At 67.0% G+C, this 16,337-nt stretch carries 13 protein-coding genes and 1 pseudogene; 5 read left to right on the forward strand and 9 right to left on the reverse strand.

Going from position 1 to position 16,337, the window contains the following annotated elements:
- Nucleotides 1-51: 51 nt before the first annotated feature.
- The 6 genes from ABT061_RS43335 to ABT061_RS43360 all read right to left on the reverse strand — a co-directional run bounded on the left by ABT061_RS43335 (nt 52) and on the right by ABT061_RS43360 (nt 7,770).
- Entirely contained in the window at nt 52-438 is a 387-nt protein-coding gene (locus tag ABT061_RS43335; protein WP_350929343.1) for a hypothetical protein, read from the reverse strand.
- Nucleotides 439-512: 74 nt separating this feature from the next.
- Entirely contained in the window at nt 513-2,633 is a 2,121-nt protein-coding gene (locus ABT061_RS43340) for a hypothetical protein (RefSeq protein WP_350929345.1), read from the reverse strand.
- Between the two features lie 53 nt (nt 2,634-2,686).
- The gene (locus ABT061_RS43345; RefSeq protein ID WP_350929347.1) at nt 2,687-4,546 is read right to left on the reverse strand and encodes a hypothetical protein; all 1,860 of its coding nucleotides are present in this window, start codon (nt 4,544-4,546) and stop codon (nt 2,687-2,689) included.
- Complete coding sequence (locus ABT061_RS43350) at nt 4,543-5,868, reverse strand: site-specific integrase (RefSeq protein WP_350929350.1); 1,326 nt, start codon at nt 5,866-5,868, stop codon at nt 4,543-4,545. Before ABT061_RS43350 ends, ABT061_RS43345 begins: the two co-directional genes overlap by 4 nt.
- Nucleotides 5,869-5,977: 109 nt before the next feature.
- Nucleotides 5,978-6,430, reverse strand: a complete 453-nt coding sequence (locus ABT061_RS43355) for a class I SAM-dependent methyltransferase (RefSeq protein WP_350929352.1) — start codon at nt 6,428-6,430, stop codon at nt 5,978-5,980.
- Between the two features lie 83 nt (nt 6,431-6,513).
- Nucleotides 6,514-7,770 carry an NsdA family TPR-like regulatory protein gene (locus tag ABT061_RS43360; protein WP_502991609.1) on the reverse strand — a complete coding sequence of 419 codons (1,257 nt, stop codon included), beginning with the start codon at nt 7,768-7,770 and terminating at the stop codon, nt 6,514-6,516.
- Here ABT061_RS43360 and ABT061_RS43365 point away from each other — a divergent pair.
- Together ABT061_RS43365 and ABT061_RS43370 are read left to right on the forward strand one after the other, a co-directional pair.
- Nucleotides 7,685-8,851: a hypothetical protein gene (locus tag ABT061_RS43365; RefSeq protein ID WP_350929356.1), complete on the forward strand. Its 1,167-nt coding sequence runs from the start codon at nt 7,685-7,687 to the stop codon at nt 8,849-8,851. The two genes, ABT061_RS43360 and ABT061_RS43365, sit on opposite strands and share 86 nt — an antisense overlap.
- 8 nt (nt 8,852-8,859) lie before the next feature.
- Nucleotides 8,860-9,465, forward strand: a complete 606-nt coding sequence (locus ABT061_RS43370; protein WP_350929358.1) for a 3'-5' exonuclease — start codon at nt 8,860-8,862, stop codon at nt 9,463-9,465.
- Between the two features lie 228 nt (nt 9,466-9,693).
- Here the strand turns inward: ABT061_RS43370 and ABT061_RS43375 are convergent, their stop codons facing one another.
- The gene (locus tag ABT061_RS43375) at nt 9,694-10,620 is read right to left on the reverse strand and encodes a zinc-binding dehydrogenase (RefSeq protein WP_350929360.1); all 927 of its coding nucleotides are present in this window, start codon (nt 10,618-10,620) and stop codon (nt 9,694-9,696) included.
- Between the two features lie 97 nt (nt 10,621-10,717).
- Between ABT061_RS43375 and ABT061_RS43380 the strand changes: the two genes are divergently transcribed.
- Entirely contained in the window at nt 10,718-11,338 is a 621-nt protein-coding gene (locus ABT061_RS43380) for a TetR/AcrR family transcriptional regulator (RefSeq protein ID WP_350929362.1), read from the forward strand.
- Between the two features lie 170 nt (nt 11,339-11,508).
- On the opposite strand, the gene ABT061_RS43385 is transcribed toward ABT061_RS43380, so the two are convergent.
- Complete coding sequence (locus ABT061_RS43385; protein ID WP_350929364.1) at nt 11,509-12,465, reverse strand: GbsR/MarR family transcriptional regulator; 957 nt, start codon at nt 12,463-12,465, stop codon at nt 11,509-11,511.
- 247 nt (nt 12,466-12,712) lie between these two features.
- Here ABT061_RS43385 and ABT061_RS43390 point away from each other — a divergent pair, with 247 nt between their 5' ends.
- Together ABT061_RS43390 and ABT061_RS43395 are read left to right on the forward strand one after the other, a co-directional pair.
- Nucleotides 12,713-14,341 carry a serine hydrolase gene (locus ABT061_RS43390; RefSeq protein WP_350929418.1) on the forward strand — a complete coding sequence of 543 codons (1,629 nt, stop codon included), beginning with the start codon at nt 12,713-12,715 and terminating at the stop codon, nt 14,339-14,341.
- A gap of 193 nt (nt 14,342-14,534) precedes the next feature.
- A pseudogene (locus ABT061_RS43395) lies at nt 14,535-14,771 on the forward strand (Tn3 family transposase); the annotation flags it as partial.
- Between the two features lie 96 nt (nt 14,772-14,867).
- Here the strand turns inward: ABT061_RS43395 and ABT061_RS43400 are convergent.
- The gene (locus ABT061_RS43400) at nt 14,868-16,337 is read right to left on the reverse strand and encodes a hypothetical protein (protein ID WP_350929367.1); all 1,470 of its coding nucleotides are present in this window, start codon (nt 16,335-16,337) and stop codon (nt 14,868-14,870) included.

The raw sequence follows: 16,337 nt of genomic DNA on the forward strand, positions 1-16,337 counted from the left end.
GACCCGAGTGGGGGGCCGACAGATGAGCACCCGAGCGCAGGGGATGGACGGTCAGCGTCTCAAGGGGATGATGCTGGCTTTGCCCTGCTGACAGTGGATGGACAGCTCGTTTATGACCATTGCATAGAGCTTGAGTTGTTGTTCAAGCTCGCGCTTTTCCTCGCGGGTCTTTCGCAGTTCCGCTTGAAGGCGGACGTTCTCCGTTTCCAGAGTTTGAAAGGCCGGTGGGAGTTTGGCGTGTTCCTTCGCGCGTTGCTGGAATTCGGCCATCAGGTCCTGGTGCTTGTGGGTGAGCACCCATCGCTTGACGCCAGCTTCGACGGCGAGCTGGGTGACGTTCAGCGCGCCGGTGGAGCGGACGGGCTCACCAGCGAGTAGCCGCCGGGCGGCAGCCGTGATCGCCTCCCGGTCAGCATCGTTGGTCTCACGTTTGGGCATGGATGCTCTTCCAGAGTGTGGTGGATCGGGACGTCCAGCCTCGGTCGTCCCGTGGTCTGAGTCCGTAGCGGGGCCTATTCGGTTGGGGTGCGCTGTCGGCTTTGCTCGTGGTCGATGACGAGGCGTTCCAGCCGCTTCAGCTCGTGTTGTTCTCGTTGGTGGCGGATGGTGGGTGCGAGTGCATCGGCGACGATCACCCGGAGTTCGGTGATCTTCTGCTTGATCTCGTCGATGTCGCCGTCCGTCCGGGCGATGTTGCCGCAGCGAGGACGGCAGTCGTCAAGATCAGGAGTGAAACGGGCGTTGTCTTCTTCGAACTTCATCTGGCAGAGCGCCTTGTCCGGGTCGGGAACACATGTCATGCCCAAGCCTTGGACGACCTGGATGTCGGGGTTGCCCAGCAGGTCCCGTGCCTCGCGGGACGTGCGCAGCACGCGGCCGCTGAACTTGGTAGCGCCCAGCTGAACCCGCTGTTTGTAGGCGTCCGCGGCCGGGCCGCTGACGTGTTCTCCGGCCTGGAGTCTCCGGTCAGCCTCGACTAGTTGCTCGATGCGGTGGAGCCATTGCTCGAAGGCAAGTTCGTCGGGGAACCCGGAATCGTAGGTGCCGCTGTAGCCGAGGGTCATCTTGACGTGGACGTGCCCATATTGGATCGCGGCGGCGACCAGGCCGCGGGGCTTGCGCGCGATAAACCAGGCCAGGGTGCGGCGGAACCGGCCGATGGTGATGGGACGGTTGTCGCGGTCAGCAGGTATGGCCTCGGGCAGGCCATATTGAGCGCAGTAGTCGTTGACCCAGGCGATCAGCTGGGCGATGTCCATCTTGATCATGGCGCCGTCGCGAGCCAGGCCGGTTCTCTGTCCGAGGACCGTTTCGCCGACGTTGCCTTCGGTGTTGAGAGTCGTAGGGAAGAGGATGTCGTAGTCGTGGAGCTGCTCCAGCACGCCAATGGCGGTGGCGACCGGGTCGATGACGGTCCAGGGATCGGGGCGGATCTCGCCTTCGGCCTTGGTGTTGCCGTCTTGGTCCACCACGCCTTTGCTGTGGTGTCCGGTGATCAACCACAGGTCGTTGCTCGCGTCGAACGTGGCGCATCCGCGGCGCAGGTTCAGCATCTCGCCGGTGCGCATCCCGGATAGGTAGGCGATGACGACGAAGCACGCGGCCGACAGCAGACGCGCCAGAACCGGCGCTTCGTGATAGCTGATCAAGGTGGAACGCCAGGGCCGCCCCTGCAGCGTCCCGGTGACCGGCTGATAGAGGTAGGTCGCCTCGCCGATCGGAAGGCCACTGGCTTCGATGATGCGGTGGTAGCCCTCGACATAGCGCATGTTCGCGGCGGTGTTGAGCAGGCGGCCCAGGTGCGGATAGTTCACGCTGAGGCCTCCGTCGGGCTGACGGCGGCCAGGCAGCGGGAAGCCCTTGGCCTTGAGCTGGGAGAGCAACTCTTCCAACTGCTGCTTCACCAGTTCGTGCTGCTGCTGGGTGCTGCCGTAACGGGCTGGAGAGGTGCCTCGCGCGCGGCGGGCTCTGGGGGTGCGGGCACTCAGCGTGACGAACTCGTGGTAGGCGCGGGTGATGTCGTCGGCGAAGCACTCGACGAACCGCAGTGACCACAACAGCAACGCTTCCATCGTGTCCGGGCTGATGCGGTGCGTCCGGTTGGTCATGTGCAGGGTGCGGCGGCCGACCAGGTCCTGAACCTTCTCACCATGCCAAGGCGGCCACTCGGGAAGGCGCGCCTCGGCCAGGAGCGCATCGCGCCGCGACCAATACCAGCGAACGCCGCTCAGCAGGTCCATCCGCTGATCCAGGTTGAACTCCTCGTTCGCGTTGACGTGCTCCAAGTAGTGGTCCAGGTCCTCCTGCGTGACATCGACGAACCGCTCAACGCCGCGGACCTGCAGCCAGATCGCGAACTCGCGGACGTGGCGGACGATGGACACCACGGTGCGGATCGCAGGCCGATCGACTGACATCCTGAAAGCTCGGCGCTGCGGCCCCCGATCGTTGATCAACAACCAGGCGAAGTGCTTGATGTGCAGGCGAAAGCGCTCCGGAACCTTGTCGAAGGTCACCGCGCTGACTTTGGCGTTCAGGTCATGCAACGCGGGCGTGAGGTTCCAGCGGTCATCAGCGAAGACCGACAGATGGCGTTCCTGAACTTCCGGCCGAAGCGGGCGGTTGACCAGCACCGCAGTGTCTGGGCCAGGCAGGCCGGCAGCGCGCCGACGCGGTTGGGGAGAGGTCATCGAACGTCCAGTTCCCTGTTCAGGAGCCGCTGGGCCAAAGCCCGATGGTCCGGCGTGATCGAGGCGCGGGCCTGCTCGATCATCGCGTCCGGGTAGTGGCGCAGGAGATCATCCAGTTGCGCGAGGGGGCCGGCGAACCTTTCGGCCCAGCGCAGCGGGGTCATCGTCGGCTTGCGCACCAGCATCTCGTCGCGGACCGTGACTTGGATCGGCAGATGGGTGGGCAGGGCGCGGGCGCAGCGGCAGCTCAGACACAGCATGAACGAGGCCTCGCAGGGCCTTCCCGGAGCGGTGAAGGAACTGTTCAGGTTGTCAACGCAGGCGCCGAGCACGGTGTCCAGCTCGCCGGCCAGGACACGCCGCAAAGTCACCAAGTCCATGTCGAAGCGCTTGGCGATCAGCTCGGGATCCTCGACGGCAGCGCGAACATCGCCGGTGCTCAGCAACCTCATCCGCTCCAGCGTCCGGGCTTTGCGGACCTGCTCGCGCAGGGTCTTGGCCACTACCTTCCTGTACTCGACAAGATCGCCTCTGCTGCGGACCAGATACTCGTTGGCCAAGGTGGCCTCGGTATGCGCGACCGGCCGCTGGTGGCGTTCCAGCCAGGTCAACCGCAGCCGGTCGCAGTCGACCGGCAGGCCCAGGCTGCGCCCCCAATCGAACGTGGCGTTCTTCGGCAACCCCGTGCGCCAGCCGCGGCTGCGGCCCTTGCCGCCGCTAGAGGCCCAAGGGACAAACAAGCGATCCGTCCCCGCCTGGCCCCGGCCGAAGTCCATGAGCTCGACCAGCAGCATGTAGAGCCCAAACGGGGTGGTCAGCTCGCCTCGGCGCCGAGCAGGCGTCGTGGTCGGCGGGCCCGCGATCCAGGGAGGCAGGTCACTCCAGGGCGCGGTCATGCTCGACTTGCGTGCTCCGCGCCGGGGCTTGACCAGATCCACCAGCACCGAAGCGGTCCGCCCGGCATACCCGTCCGGCCGGTGAAACACCGCGGGTGCGGTCGCGATGGTCGTCAGGTTCTCCCCCGTCAAGCAGATCAACAGCACGGCCGCCGCGGCGGCCTCATGGACAGTCATGCCAAGCTGGGCCATCACCACCCGAGGACCGCCATGGCGGCCGACCACGGTCTTCGTTCTAGTCCACTGCAGCTTCGCGGTCGGCCCCGGGATGCGGCGTGGAACATCACCGTGCTGGTCGACGTAGTCCAGTAGCCAGCCGCGCTCCCAGGCCAGAACGTCATCTTTGCCGATCTTGCCCTCGCGCCATCGATGGAGAAAGGCGCGGCCCTCGCGCAGCCGCGCCGCCGCGGCGCGAACCTCCGCTCGGGCCGCCTCCTGGATCTTCTTCAACTCCTGCTTGGTGTAGATAACTGTGGGATCGTCACGCTTGCGGGGAGTTCTCATCCCGTCCAGGTGGATCAGGAACTCTGCCGGGGTGCCCTCACCGGCTCGCAGGGCGCTGCGGACACAGCCCAACTCGCGTGACCACCCCTTGGTGTCGCGGCGGCCGAGCGCATAGCCGTCCAGGTGGACCGGCCGCAACCACGCCGATGTCTTGGGCGGGTGCCGTAGCTGGCCCAGGTAGCGGGCGAAACGTCGTATCCCCTGGAAGGTCGCCTCCGCTGAGGCCATGCGCCGCTTGGACCCGCCAGGGCCGGTGGCTTTCAAGAATGCCTCGGCGAACCACAGCCGCAACTGTGGCGCGACGGGGAAGGTAGCGAAGTCGAAGTCTCGGTGCGTGCCGTCGATCTCCGAGAAGAACCGCACCACCATCGCCTCACCGTCTGCGTCGTGAAACAGACGCTGCGGCGGGTGGTAGTCGGCCGGCGGCAGCGAGGCGCTGCGGCCCCGGCCGCTCATCCCTCGCCCCGTCGCGGATCGGTGCGGACATAGGGATGGTGAACGAACATCTCCCCCAGCAGATCCGCCACCGCGCTCCCCCGAGTGTGCTCCAGAAGCAAGATGACATCCAACGCCCGAAATGGCTCCAAATATGTGTTCTTGGTCGTGGTGACGTCGACGTGCCCCAGCATGGTCTGCACCAGATGCCACACGTCGCCGAACTGCTCACGAAAGTCGCGCAGCTCCTCATCACCGAGGTGGGCGTAGCGCAGCTCGTAGGACAGGCGGCCAGCCGAATACCAGCGCAGCGCGAACGAGTGCCGCAGCATATGCGGGGTGGCCACCAATCCTTCCAGTCCTGCGCGTCCCAGCCGATCGTTGGCGCGCTCGAAGGTCTTCTCCCAAGCATCAGCTGGTCGCGCCAGCCCGTCCTCGTTCAACCACACCGCCAACGGCTCCAGGCCACCAGGCGTGCGCCGAAACAACCGCAGACGCGCCCGCGGGTCCAGCTCATCCAGCCGAATCAGATGGTGCTCTCCGCTTGAGGCGTCCACCAGCTCCAGCTCGCCCGCATGGGTCACCCCTTCCAAGACGCGCACCCCAGTCAGCCGCTCGTAGCGGCCGCTGCGCCGGGCTCGCCGTATCGCGGCCGCGCGGGCGCCCTCCATGTAGGACAGCACGTCGACCAGCACCGTCCGGGGCATCCAGTAGAGCCGCCCGCGGTTGCCCTTGGCGCATTTGCTGGCCAGGTAACACGTGGAGTAGCTGCGATCAGCGTCGTCGGTGGGTAGTTCGACGTCCAGTACGCTGGCCCACTCGCTCAGACGCAGGCCGGTCCCGTAAAGGCCGTCGGCGAACGCCGAATCCCGCTGGGTGTTGCGGCCTCGCCACTTCGGGTCCTCCAACCCGTCGATGTCGAACCCGCGCAGTCCCATATCGCGCCAGCGCTGGTAGCCGCTGGGATCCAGCCACTTGACGTCCTTGTCGCGGATGATGTGCGGGCCGGCTTGGATCCGCCGTACCTCGTGGTCGAACTTCCTGCCCCTGACCAGCTCCGTGGACACCGGGTTGTCCACCCCGTATCGGGGCTCGGCCCACGCGTAGAACACGTGCATCGCGATCAGATTGCCGTGAACGGTGCCGCCGGTGACGCGTCGTTCGTTCGCCGGGTCGGTCAAGCGCCAGAACACGAACTCTTCGACGTCGTCCTCGATCGCTTCCCACCAGGGGCGGCCGATCCGATCAAGGAACGTCAGCCACACGCCCAGAGCCGTGATGTACTTCTTGGCCGTCGCGTCGGCCCGGTTTCTTATCTTCGCCGAGCTGAAGAAGGCATTCACACGCGCATCTGGACGGCCGCTTGGATCAAGCAGGAACCATTTCCCATTCCGTGACCTGTTCGCTGCCGCAAGGCTTGAAAGTGACGGGAGCCCTCGTAACACGGGGTCGTCAGCGAAGCGGGACCAGTCCCTCTCGACATCTAACCGATGCGTTGTCCAACGCCCGGTTCCTCGCAGGCGTAGCGAGTCCATCACGGATAGTGATTTTAGCGAGCCAGTTCGTCAGCCGTCCTTGCAACAGCTGAACTGACCAGAGAACGCTGCCCACCTCGAGCACTTTCGCGCCGGGGGTGAGCTGTGCGGTTTCGAGCATCTCGGCTTGGAGCCAGGGCGCGCTGATCGAACTCGTCGCCCTGCCGTTTGGGCCGCGTTTGGTGACGACCACGTCTTGGGCGGAGTAGGCGGCCTCCAGCGACGCCTCGGGCGCGAACCTCTCACGCGGTACCGCGGCGAAGGCCGCTTCGACCTGCGGGGAGCGGATCGAGCCCCGTTCCTTGAGTGTTGCGACCATGTCGGCGCGCAGCAGATCAGGGGTGGCGGAAGGCAGGGTGTCGGTGCTCACCGGCCGACTGTAGTCCCTGCGCGCGACAGTTTCCGCGCGGTGGCGGTCCCATGCCTGCGTGTTCACTTCAGGAAGCGCAGGAGTTACCGGGGTAGCTGCGCCTCTCGGCTGAGTCCGGGCGCGAGGTCGGCCATCTTCTGTTGGAATGTGGTGACGATCGTCGCCCGCGGATAGGTGTGCTCCAACACGGTGCCGAGGGTGGTGCTCCGGTTGATGATAGCTGCGGCGTATCGCGGAGCGGCGATCGCTGTGATGCCGTATGCAACGGCCCGTTCGGGATCGCCCAGCCGGGCGCAGGCGATTCCCAGATCCAGGGCGGTGATCGCCCGTCGGGTCGGGGACAGGTGTGGGGCCTGCTCGTAGATCTCCAGTGCCTGTTCGGCATAGGCGCGGGCCTGATCGTCGTGGCCGAGCCACAAGCTGGAGGTGGCGGCCACCGACCAGGCTCGTACTGCATCGGCGCCAAACAGCCCCGATACGTGCGCCGGCAGCCGCTCGGTATCCTCGCGCAGGGCCGCCAGTGCCTGGTGAGCGGGGGCGGTGTGGCCAAGCCGGGCGTGGATGCGAGCCAGTTGCCCGATCAGGCGTGTGCACGCTGCGGTCGCGGCTGGTGCGATCGCTGCTCCTTGTTCGGCGGCGTGCAGCGCGTCGCGGGGCCGGTCGTCGTACAGCAGGGTCGTGGCTTCGACGTCCCAGGCCCATGCGGTGATCTCGTCGTGGCCGGCTTCCTCGTCGTGATGGCGTGCATCGGCGGCGTAGGCGAGTGAGGTGCGTACCTGGCCGCGGTCTTGAGCGGCCCATGCCAGGATCACCGACAGCCACGCGGCGGCGATGTACAGCTCACGGCGTTGGGCGAGCGTCATGCGCAGGTGCAGGAGTTCGACGACATGGCGGCGATCGGCGAGCACACTGTGCCACAGCTCTTCTGCGCTGTGGCGGGGATAGGCGTGCCCGTAGTCGCTGATGATCTGGTGAAAACGCTCGATGCTGCGGGGCCCGATCTCGGTCCGCTCACTGTGGCGGGTGAGCTCATAAGCTTCACGCTCGGTGTCAGCCAGCGCGCCGGAGACGACGATGGTCGCGTTGAGCCCCAGGAGGAGGGCGTCACGACGCTTCACAGGATCATCCCCCGGCGGGTGTGGTGTGTAGTCGGTGGCGAATCCGAGCTGGACCGGCCCCGTGCTGAACAGTCGGCTGATCCGGTCTTGGTAGTCACTATCAGGGTGGTGCCCGCATCGCCGACAGGAGCACCCCATGACCGCACCCCGTGCCCGGCGCGCTCTGCCGCTGCTGACATCCGCGCAGATCGCGGACCTCAGGCCCGAACTCGCCGACGTCATCGAGTACCGCAAGTCTGGCCTGTCACTCAACCACGTGGTGGGATGCCCGTTGGACTGCGGATACTGCGTACGCCACCTGTTTGCGAACTTCGAGATGAAGACGCCCCACGCGTTGATGAGCGACGAAGCCGCGGTTGAACTGCTGACCGGCCACCGCTACTTCCAGCCGCACACGACACCCGTCCAGGTGTTCAACCGGGCCACCGACCCCATGTTGCCCGTCGTCAAACCCCACACCTTCAACGCGCTGCGACTCCTGGATGAGCACGGCCTGAACAATCACGTCCTGATCATCACCCGCTGGAGAGTCGCCCCCGCGGACTGTGCCGTCCTCAACAGCTTCCGCAACATCAAACTCACGATCCTGGTGACTCACTCGGGCATCGACCATGCCGGTATCGAGCCGGTGGACTCCGCCATCGCCGCAGCCAGCCTGCGCACCCTGTATGAGCACGCCACCCGGTACCGCGCCGTTTTGTACTGGCGCCCGATCGTGCCTGGCCTCAACGACTCCGACGACCACATCCAGAAAGCTCTGGAGCTGTCGAAGCACGCGCACGCCACGGTCTTCACCGGCCTGTTCTTCCGGCAGCAGATCGCCGCCTACTACCGCGACCACGGCCTGCCGGAACCATACGAGGACACCGCCCGCCGCAAGATCATGCCCGAGGAAACCGAACAGCGGATCTTGCGGGCGTTCCACCGCCCCGCCGACCAGCAGCTGCCATGGGGTCCGCTGTTTCGCAAGACGAGCTGCGGCGTCGCCTACGCCCACCACGAGGCCGACTACAACGGCCACTACGGCATCCGCGAGCTCTGCGACATCTGCCCCCTGGCTCAGCTCAACCTGTGCCGAGACGCCTGGAAGACTCCCGACCTCGCTCACGTCACCGGCCAAGCCCACGCCCTCGGCGCGGTCGGCGAGGTGACGATCACCGACCGCGCCATCATGGTTAAGGGCCTTGACGAGCCACCGCGCTACTACCTGCAACACACCCACGGCTACCAAGTCCACGACCACAGCAAGCCCCACCACTACCGCCGGCACGGCCGAGCAGACATCGGCTGGCCGACCACCTAGGAGAGAGCGTGAACTTCGGCACCTGGCCGCGCCTGCTCGTCGTCGATGTGGAAGGCAACGGGGCCAGCCCGCCCGACCTCGTAGAAGTCGCGACCATCCCCATCACCGCAGGCCGGCCAGTGCCTCAATCAGCACGCTCCACCCTGATCCGGCCCCCGCGGCCCATCACCGCGTTCGCCACCCGCATCCACCACATCACCAACCACGACGTCGACAGCGCTCCCTGCTGGGAGTCGATCGCCCGGGCGGTCCAGGCGAACCTCGACGGCGTGTGGATCGCCGCCCACAACGCTCACGTGGACTACACCGTGCTGCGCCGCCACCTGCCGGACTGGCAGCCGGACGGGGTCATCGACACTCTGCGGCTGGCTCGCGCCACCCTGCCCGACGCCCCCGGCCACAGCCTCGATGCGCTCCTGGCCCACACCGCTATCTGCCTGAGTGGCATCAGCGGGCAACGCCACCGCGCCGGGTTCGACGCCCACGCCACCGCGCTGCTCCTGGTCAACCTCGCCGCCCACTACCCCACCTGGGACGTCCTCACCGCAGCGGCCATCCCCCCGGGCATGCCCGGCCACGCCACCCCTGACCACGAGGAACAAACCCTATGGTGAGCACCCCCATCCACCTTGGCATCGCCGGAACCCGCGGCACGAACACCACACCCCTGGCTCGCCGCATCGAGATGGAGTTACGCGGCACGGGCTTGAGCGTGGCACGCATCGGCGGTCTCGCCAAACAAGCCGCTGAGCGTGGATTTCCCAAGATGACCCGACACACCACCGCCTCCACCGAATGGATCATCACCTTCGGAGCTGCGGCCGCCACCCGGCTGTGGTCAGTCAGTCGGCCGCCGCCGGTTCTACGTCCAGGACCACCTTGCCCGCGATGCGCCGGTCCAGCAGCGCTTGGGCGGCCTCGGTGACGCGTTCCCAGGAACCGCGCCAGTCGACCTCCGGGGAAAGCCTCCCGCTCGCCACGAACCCCAGCAGGGTGGCCAGATCCGGGCCGACCTCATGGACGTCGCCGAACGTGCTCATCGTCTTGGACGGGCCGACGGAGAACAGTGAATACGGTGCGAACACCGCCGGCTCGTCTGACGCCCAGCCGATGTTCTGCACACCCCCGCCCGGCGCGAGGAGTTCCCAGGCTGCGGCCAGCTGCGGTCCGCCCACATTGTCGAGGATGAGGTCGACTGGCCGATCGATGCCCTGCAGACCGACCACCACCTCGTGGGCGCCCAGGTCGGTCAAGCCGTCGGCGCGGGCCGCCGATCCCACCGAGGCGATGACATGGGCACCGCCCAAGGCCGCCAATTGGACCGCGTAACGGCCGACGCCGCCGGCCGCTCCGGTGATCAGTACCCGTCGGCCCAGGATGGAACGGGAACGCAACGTGCGTAGCGCCGTGATGCCGGCCATCGGCAGCGCGGCGGCGTCGGCGAGGTCGACCTGGGCGGGGACTTCGGCCACCGCGGTGGTGTCCACGGCCATCCGCTGTGCCCACGCTCCGGCGCCGAACGCCGCGACTCTGGCGCCTACGGCGGGGCCGGTGCCGTCGGCCGCGGCGCGTACGACGACACCGGCGGCATCGTAGCCGTGCACGGTTCCGGCCGGACGCCGGCCGGCGAACGCCACCTCGCCGCGGTTGAGCGAGATGTGCCGGACATCGAGCACCAGTTGGTTGGGCGCGGGCCGGGGTTCTGCGGCCGTCCCCAGACGCAGGGATCCCGGGGCGTCGGGATCAACGACGAGCGCGCGTATGTCCATGGAGTACTCCTTCGTGGACAGGCAACAATCCGGACTAATAGTCCGTTTCGCATACGATAGCATATACGGACCGACAGTCCGCCTCGAGGTGATACCGATGGCCCAACAACGTGCCGAGCGCGTCGACGCGACCCGCAACCGTCGCGCGGTGCTCCACGCGACTGAGCAGCTTCTGGCCGAAGGTGGCGGAGACCACGTGTCGCTCGACCGCGTTGCCGCCCTTGCCGGAGTCGGGAAGGGCACCGTGTTCCGTCGCTTCGGTAACCGCGCCGGACTGCTGCAGGCGCTGCTGGAGGAAAGGTCTCGCGAGCTACGCGACGCGGTCAAGAATGGCCCCCCACCTTTGGGGCCCGGAGCACCCGCCCGGGACCGGATGCTCGCCTTCCTCGACGGACTCGGCGCGATCGCCGAAGGCAACGCCGTCCTGCTGTCCGCGCACGAGCAAGCGTGCGCCGAGGACAAGTACGACGACCCCAGCTACCGGTTCTGGCACCGCCACCTCAGCGCCCTGCTCGCCGACGGACGTCCCGATCTCGACGCCGACTTCCTGGCCCACGCCCTGCTCGCTGTCTTCGACGGCGATCTGGTCCGCCAGATGACATCGGCCGACGATCCCCGCCGCTTCACCCGCTCGGTCCAGCAGATGGCCACGGCACTGCTCGGTCGTGATGATCGCCAAGGTGTCCATCTACGACCGATTCCTGAACAGGATCAGTGACCGGCGATTCGTGTCCTGTCTTGTCGATCATGAGGCATGGCATGCTCCGTACCCGCGGTGCCTCAAGCTGGAGGAGGCCGGATCCGGCCGAGATACGGGGAAAACTGGACATGGGTCGATCTTGAGTGCGGTTTTCGCAGGTAGAACCCGCGATTAGCGGTCGATCGTGATCAGTTTGAGGGTGTCTTCCTTCTCCTTGTCGACGGACTGACGATCAGTGCGTCGCGTTGCGCGGAGCTCAGGCGGTCAGGCCTCGGGGTGATGGCGTACGCGCCGCGCCCTACCTGCTCCACGGTGAGCGGGTCGGAGAGCATGGGACGACGACTGATCGCGCCCAGGGCGTCGGCCGCTCGCTGGATGGGCCAGTCCAGTGCCGTGGCGAGTTCGTCCACGGTGAGTGGCCGAGCGGCGTGCACCAGCGCGGCCAGCACTGTCAGCGCGTCGTGCACGACGGCGTCGGTGAGGCCGCTGTCGTTCATCTGCTCGCTGATCCAGGTGAAGAACTGAGCCATCTGGCCCAGCCGGGTGCCGGTGGGCGTGCCGGCGCCGAAGATCTCGATCCCGTGCCGCGCGGCCGCCGAGACCTCGGCGTGTGCCCCGGTGTCGGCTTTGAACGCCCGGAGCCAGACGTCGTCGTCGATGACGTATCGCTCGCGGCGGCCGGAATCCTGTGTGCGCCCGACCAGTTCGATCGCCTCGAGGTAGCCGATGGCCTTGGACACCGACGCCGGGCTGACCTGTAGCCGGCGTACGAGCTCGGCGGACGTCAGGCCCCCGGAGTCGGAGGTGAGCAGGCAGACGAACACGCGAGCGGGCATCCGGGGAAGGCCGGTCCCGACCAGCAGCGTCGCGAACTGCTCCACGAAACCGCGCACGGACTCGGCCGGCCGCCCGTCGGCTGGTGGCTCCGTGGCCTGAACCGGTCTGCGGCGGCGGGCGCGCTGCCCGGCGGCCTGCTGGGCGCGGTCGGCCAGGTAGCCGATGGGCGCGCTGTTGCGTGCCACTTCGCGGCTGATCGTGGATGTGGGTCTGCCCAGCCGCCTGGCGATCTCGGCGTATCCCAGCCCTTCGGCCAGCCAGATCGCGATCTGCCGGCGATCCTCGTGGCTCAGCCTGCCTCCGGGCATCGGCTCACCCCCTGTCGGTTCGGGTTCACGGGTGCGTTCACCAACAGTACATTGCAACGACTGGTTGCTGCGGATTGCATTTATCGACAATGCTGTTGCAACGATCAGCATGAAAGCCCAGCATTAAAGCACATCATTGGAAGTTCCTCGTTGACGAGACTTGAAATGCAACGTAGCCTTTTCTCGCTTGGAAAGAATCGGACAGGACGAGGACCCCTTTATGGCAAGAGCGTTGGATGTGGCGCGGATGCGAGCTCGCGTCTCCGAGCTGCTCGCCGAGTACCGGATTCCGAGTGCCACGATCGGCGTCCTCGGCGACGGGGAGATCACCGACTTCGCGGTCGGCGTCAAGAACATCTCCACGCGGGAGCCCGCGACGACCGACACCATCTACCAGTGCGGCTCCGTATCCAAGACATGGACCGCCCTCGCCTTCATGCAGCTCGTCGACGAGGGGAAAGTCGCCCTGGACGAGCCGGTGCGGACCTACCTTCCTGATTTCCGGGTCGCCGACCCCGACGTCAGCGCCAAGGTCACACCCCGCCATCTCCTCAACCACACCAACGGCATCGAGGAGAACTACGGAGATCCGGGCGAGGGCGACGACGTGTACAAGCGCATGGTGGAGAACATCGCCGGCGCATGCCAGGTCCACCCCTTGGGCCACACTCACGGCTACAGCGCGGCCCTGGGCTACGCGATCCTCGCCCGCATCATGGAGGTGAGCGACGGCAAGCGGTGGGACGACATCATGAAGGATCGCCTGTTCGACCCCTTGGGACTGACCTCGACGAGCAGCCGGCGTGAGCACGTGGACCGGAACCGGGCCGCGACCGGATACCTGATCCGATCCCTCGAAGAGGGACCCATCCTCTCACCGCTGGGTCACCTGCCGCGCTCCTTCGGCCCCGGAGGCAACGTCAACACGACAGCCCGGGAATTGCTCATGATGGCGTACGTCCTCCTCAACGAAGGAAAGGCGCCGAACGGGACCAGAATCGTCTCACCCGGCATCATCCGCGAGATGACGGAGTCGCGGGTCCCCATACCTGACCCGTACATGTTCGGGCCGGAATGGGCACTCGGCCTCATCGTGTGCGATTGGCACGGCCAAACCGTCTACGCCCACGACGGCAGCGCAGTCAGCCAGAGCGCCCGCCTGCGGATCCTGCCGGAATCGAACATCGCCGTCTCGATGCTGGCGAACGCCGGGCCGCGCGACAGCTTCTACCGGAAGGTGTTCAACGAAATCCTGGCCGACCTCGGCGCGGTCACGATCCCCGACCTGCCGGAGCCCGACCCGGCCCTGGCCATCGACCTGTCCAGGTACGAAGGCTCCTACGAGCGCCCCGGCACCCGCTACGAAGTGGCGGCCGACCACGGAAAACTCCACCTCAAATTCACCCTGAACCCCATGGAGGCGCAACTCCTCAATAAATCAGAACAGCTCGACTACGAGCTGTTTCCGATCAGCGAGACCCACTTCTTGATGCCTTCGGACGATTCACTCGAGGACCCTCAGACCGTCGCGATCTACGACTTCAAGAATGGTGCCGCACAGTATCTTCACATCAATTGCCGAGCGAATCCGAGAGTCAATGGGGATGGTGCCACAGTGCATGTCATGGTTGTTTCCACGATTTCCGACAACGACGGTTTCTGGGATTCCCTGAAGAATGCGTACGGCCGGCTTCCCAAGGGCGCCAAGTGGACGCTGGCGGTGGCGAGCACCGACGGGACCAAGGCGGTGAACGTCATCGTCCATGACTCGATCGACGGCGTCAGGAGCTTCTTCGAGGATCACGCCGGCCCCTTCGCCACGACGGAGTACTTCGAGGCCGACGCGTCCAACGCGGTCGGCCTCCCGACGACGTAGCCGCTCCTTGCACCGCCGTCCACCCAAGCCGCGATGGCGGCGCACCATCCGGATCCATGCGACCGTTGTGCTGCTTAGGGGTACGTGCGGTCCTCGACCACTACGTTCAGGCCACCCGCGACCCGGGCCGTCGGGGACCGACATCGGCGACCGGCTGGGCATCTCCAAGCGTGCCGATCTCGGCGTCGACGCCGCCCTGTTCAGCCACTTCATCCCGTGCGGGGTCTGGGAGGCGGTCTACATCATCGAGGGGCTGCTGAAGAACACCTCCGAGGTCCAGCCCGACACCATCCATGCGGACACCCAAGGCCAGTCGCTGCCGGTCTTCGGCCTGGCCGCGCTCCTGGGAATCGACTTGCTCCCTCGCATCCGCAACTGGCACGACCTGATCTTCTACCGGCCCGCCCTCAACACGCACTACCAGAACATCCATCACACGCGCCCCGCCCCCGGCCCCAAGCCGTACGGCGGGGCATGCCGCGTCCGGACGGGGTTTCGCGCGACAAGGCATTCAGTTTGGCGCGCGTCATCCGAGATCGTCATAGCGCAGGCCGCTACTGCTCTCGCCGCGTCCCGGCCGGGTCCGCCAGCCGGTCCATAGGTGGGCCGCGCCGTCCTCGCCGCGGGCGTGGCGCGCGTGCCGGGTGGTACGACGGCCCTCTCTGGGCAGTTCGAGCGCCTCCAGGACGTGCTCACCCGACGGGCTCTCCAAGGTGCCCGACTGGGTGGGCAGCAGCGGCTGCCAGGCCGGTGGGATCGGCGTGGACAGCCGGTAGCGCAGGACGGAGTCGGGCGGCGGTGATGCGGGCGGTGGCTCGGTGGACGCGCGGTCGACGGCCCAGGCCAGGTTGGCCATCTCATCACGGGTGAACAGGATGTCCGCGGTCGCGGGGCCGTCCAGGACGTCGACTGAGCACGGCGGCAGCACCAACACACCGGGCTCGCCGTCGAACTGGAACATCGCCCATCCCATCCGGCCCTTCTTCTTGTCGTGCACCGCGGCCGGAGGGATTGAGACCACTTCGCCGTATGTGGTGTGCACCTCCAGCTCGGTGATCCGGCAGACGCTGCCCGCACGCAGGGTGAGTGGCACGAAGAAGAAGTCATTGCCGTAGATGAGGCAGAATTCCGCGAGCAGGAGACGGCCGAGATCGTCGGGGGCGGCCTCCAGGCGGCCAAGGTCCACCGTCCCGTGTTCGAACTGCCACCACCGGGCGAACGGCATACCCGGGAACGAGAGCTGGGTGGGCAGTACGGTCAGGCCGCCCTCGACCGGGGGCGGGCCGCCGGCGGCCAGGGTGCCCTCGATCACGTCGAAGGTGTACCAGTCGACCCTGCCGCCCCGGTGGTCGGGTGCGCCCAGCGTCATGTCGCCCGCGCCGACGGTGAACGGGGCCGCCAGCCGACGGGGCTGCCAGGCGCCGACGGCGGTGGGGTGGTGACGGTCCCACCACGTGGCGAACGCCTCCGCCGCCGCGTCGAAGCCGCCGGCGTCGTTGGTGGTGACATCGAGCCTGGCGCGAACCTCCTCCGGGCCGACCAGGGCGAGCTGGGCGCGTACCTCAGCCCCGTCCACTGCTCGGCCGGACAGGACGTCCCCGGAATCCAGCCGGAACTCGCGGCGCAGGGCCGCGCCGTACCGGTCGGACAGGGTGGGGCCGAGCAGGGTGAGCAGGCGGCGGCCGCCGTGGGCGCGGTCTCGCGGGCGGACCGGCTCGGGGACCCGATCGACCAGCGCCTCGATGGGCGTGCCTTCCGGACGGGGCAGGCCGGCGTCGCCGGGCTGGGCGATGTCGGGCCGCCAGTGGGTGATGGGCGCGATCTCGTACCTGAGGTGGACGGCCAGCGGCGACGCGGTGTCGGAGCCGGTCAGCTCGCCCAGCTGGCCCTGGCGGCCGATCATCCAGAGCGGGTCGGCGACACGCGCCGCCAGACCGGGCAGGGTTGCGCTCCTGGTTCGGGGCTCCAGGCGGTTCCAGGTGGTCAGCGATCCCAT

Origin of the sequence: Streptosporangium sp. NPDC002544 (assembly GCF_040295965.1) — a bacterium.
Lineage (GTDB): Bacteria > Actinomycetota > Actinomycetes > Streptosporangiales > Streptosporangiaceae > Streptosporangium.

Bases quoted from the DNA above. Each gene is read 5' to 3' on its own strand.
- ABT061_RS43335 (WP_350929343.1), bottom strand. From the start codon at position 438: ATGCCCAAACGTGAGACCAACGATGCTGACCGGGAGGCGATCACGGCT.
- ABT061_RS43345 (WP_350929347.1), bottom strand. From the start codon at position 4,546: ATGAGCGGCCGGGGCCGCAGCGCCTCGCTGCCGCCGGCCGACTACCAC.
- ABT061_RS43365 (WP_350929356.1), top strand. From the start codon at position 7,685: ATGACCGCACCCCGTGCCCGGCGCGCTCTGCCGCTGCTGACATCCGCG.
- ABT061_RS43360 (WP_502991609.1), bottom strand. From the start codon at position 7,770: ATGACGTCGGCGAGTTCGGGCCTGAGGTCCGCGATCTGCGCGGATGTC.
- ABT061_RS43375 (WP_350929360.1), bottom strand. From the start codon at position 10,620: ATGGACATACGCGCGCTCGTCGTTGATCCCGACGCCCCGGGATCCCTG.
- ABT061_RS43380 (WP_350929362.1), top strand. From the start codon at position 10,718: ATGGCCCAACAACGTGCCGAGCGCGTCGACGCGACCCGCAACCGTCGC.
- ABT061_RS43385 (WP_350929364.1), bottom strand. From the start codon at position 12,465: ATGCCCGGAGGCAGGCTGAGCCACGAGGATCGCCGGCAGATCGCGATC.
- ABT061_RS43390 (WP_350929418.1), top strand. From the start codon at position 12,713: ATGCGAGCTCGCGTCTCCGAGCTGCTCGCCGAGTACCGGATTCCGAGT.
- ABT061_RS43400 (WP_350929367.1), bottom strand. From the start codon at position 16,337: ATGGGATCGCTGACCACCTGGAACCGCCTGGAGCCCCGAACCAGGAGC.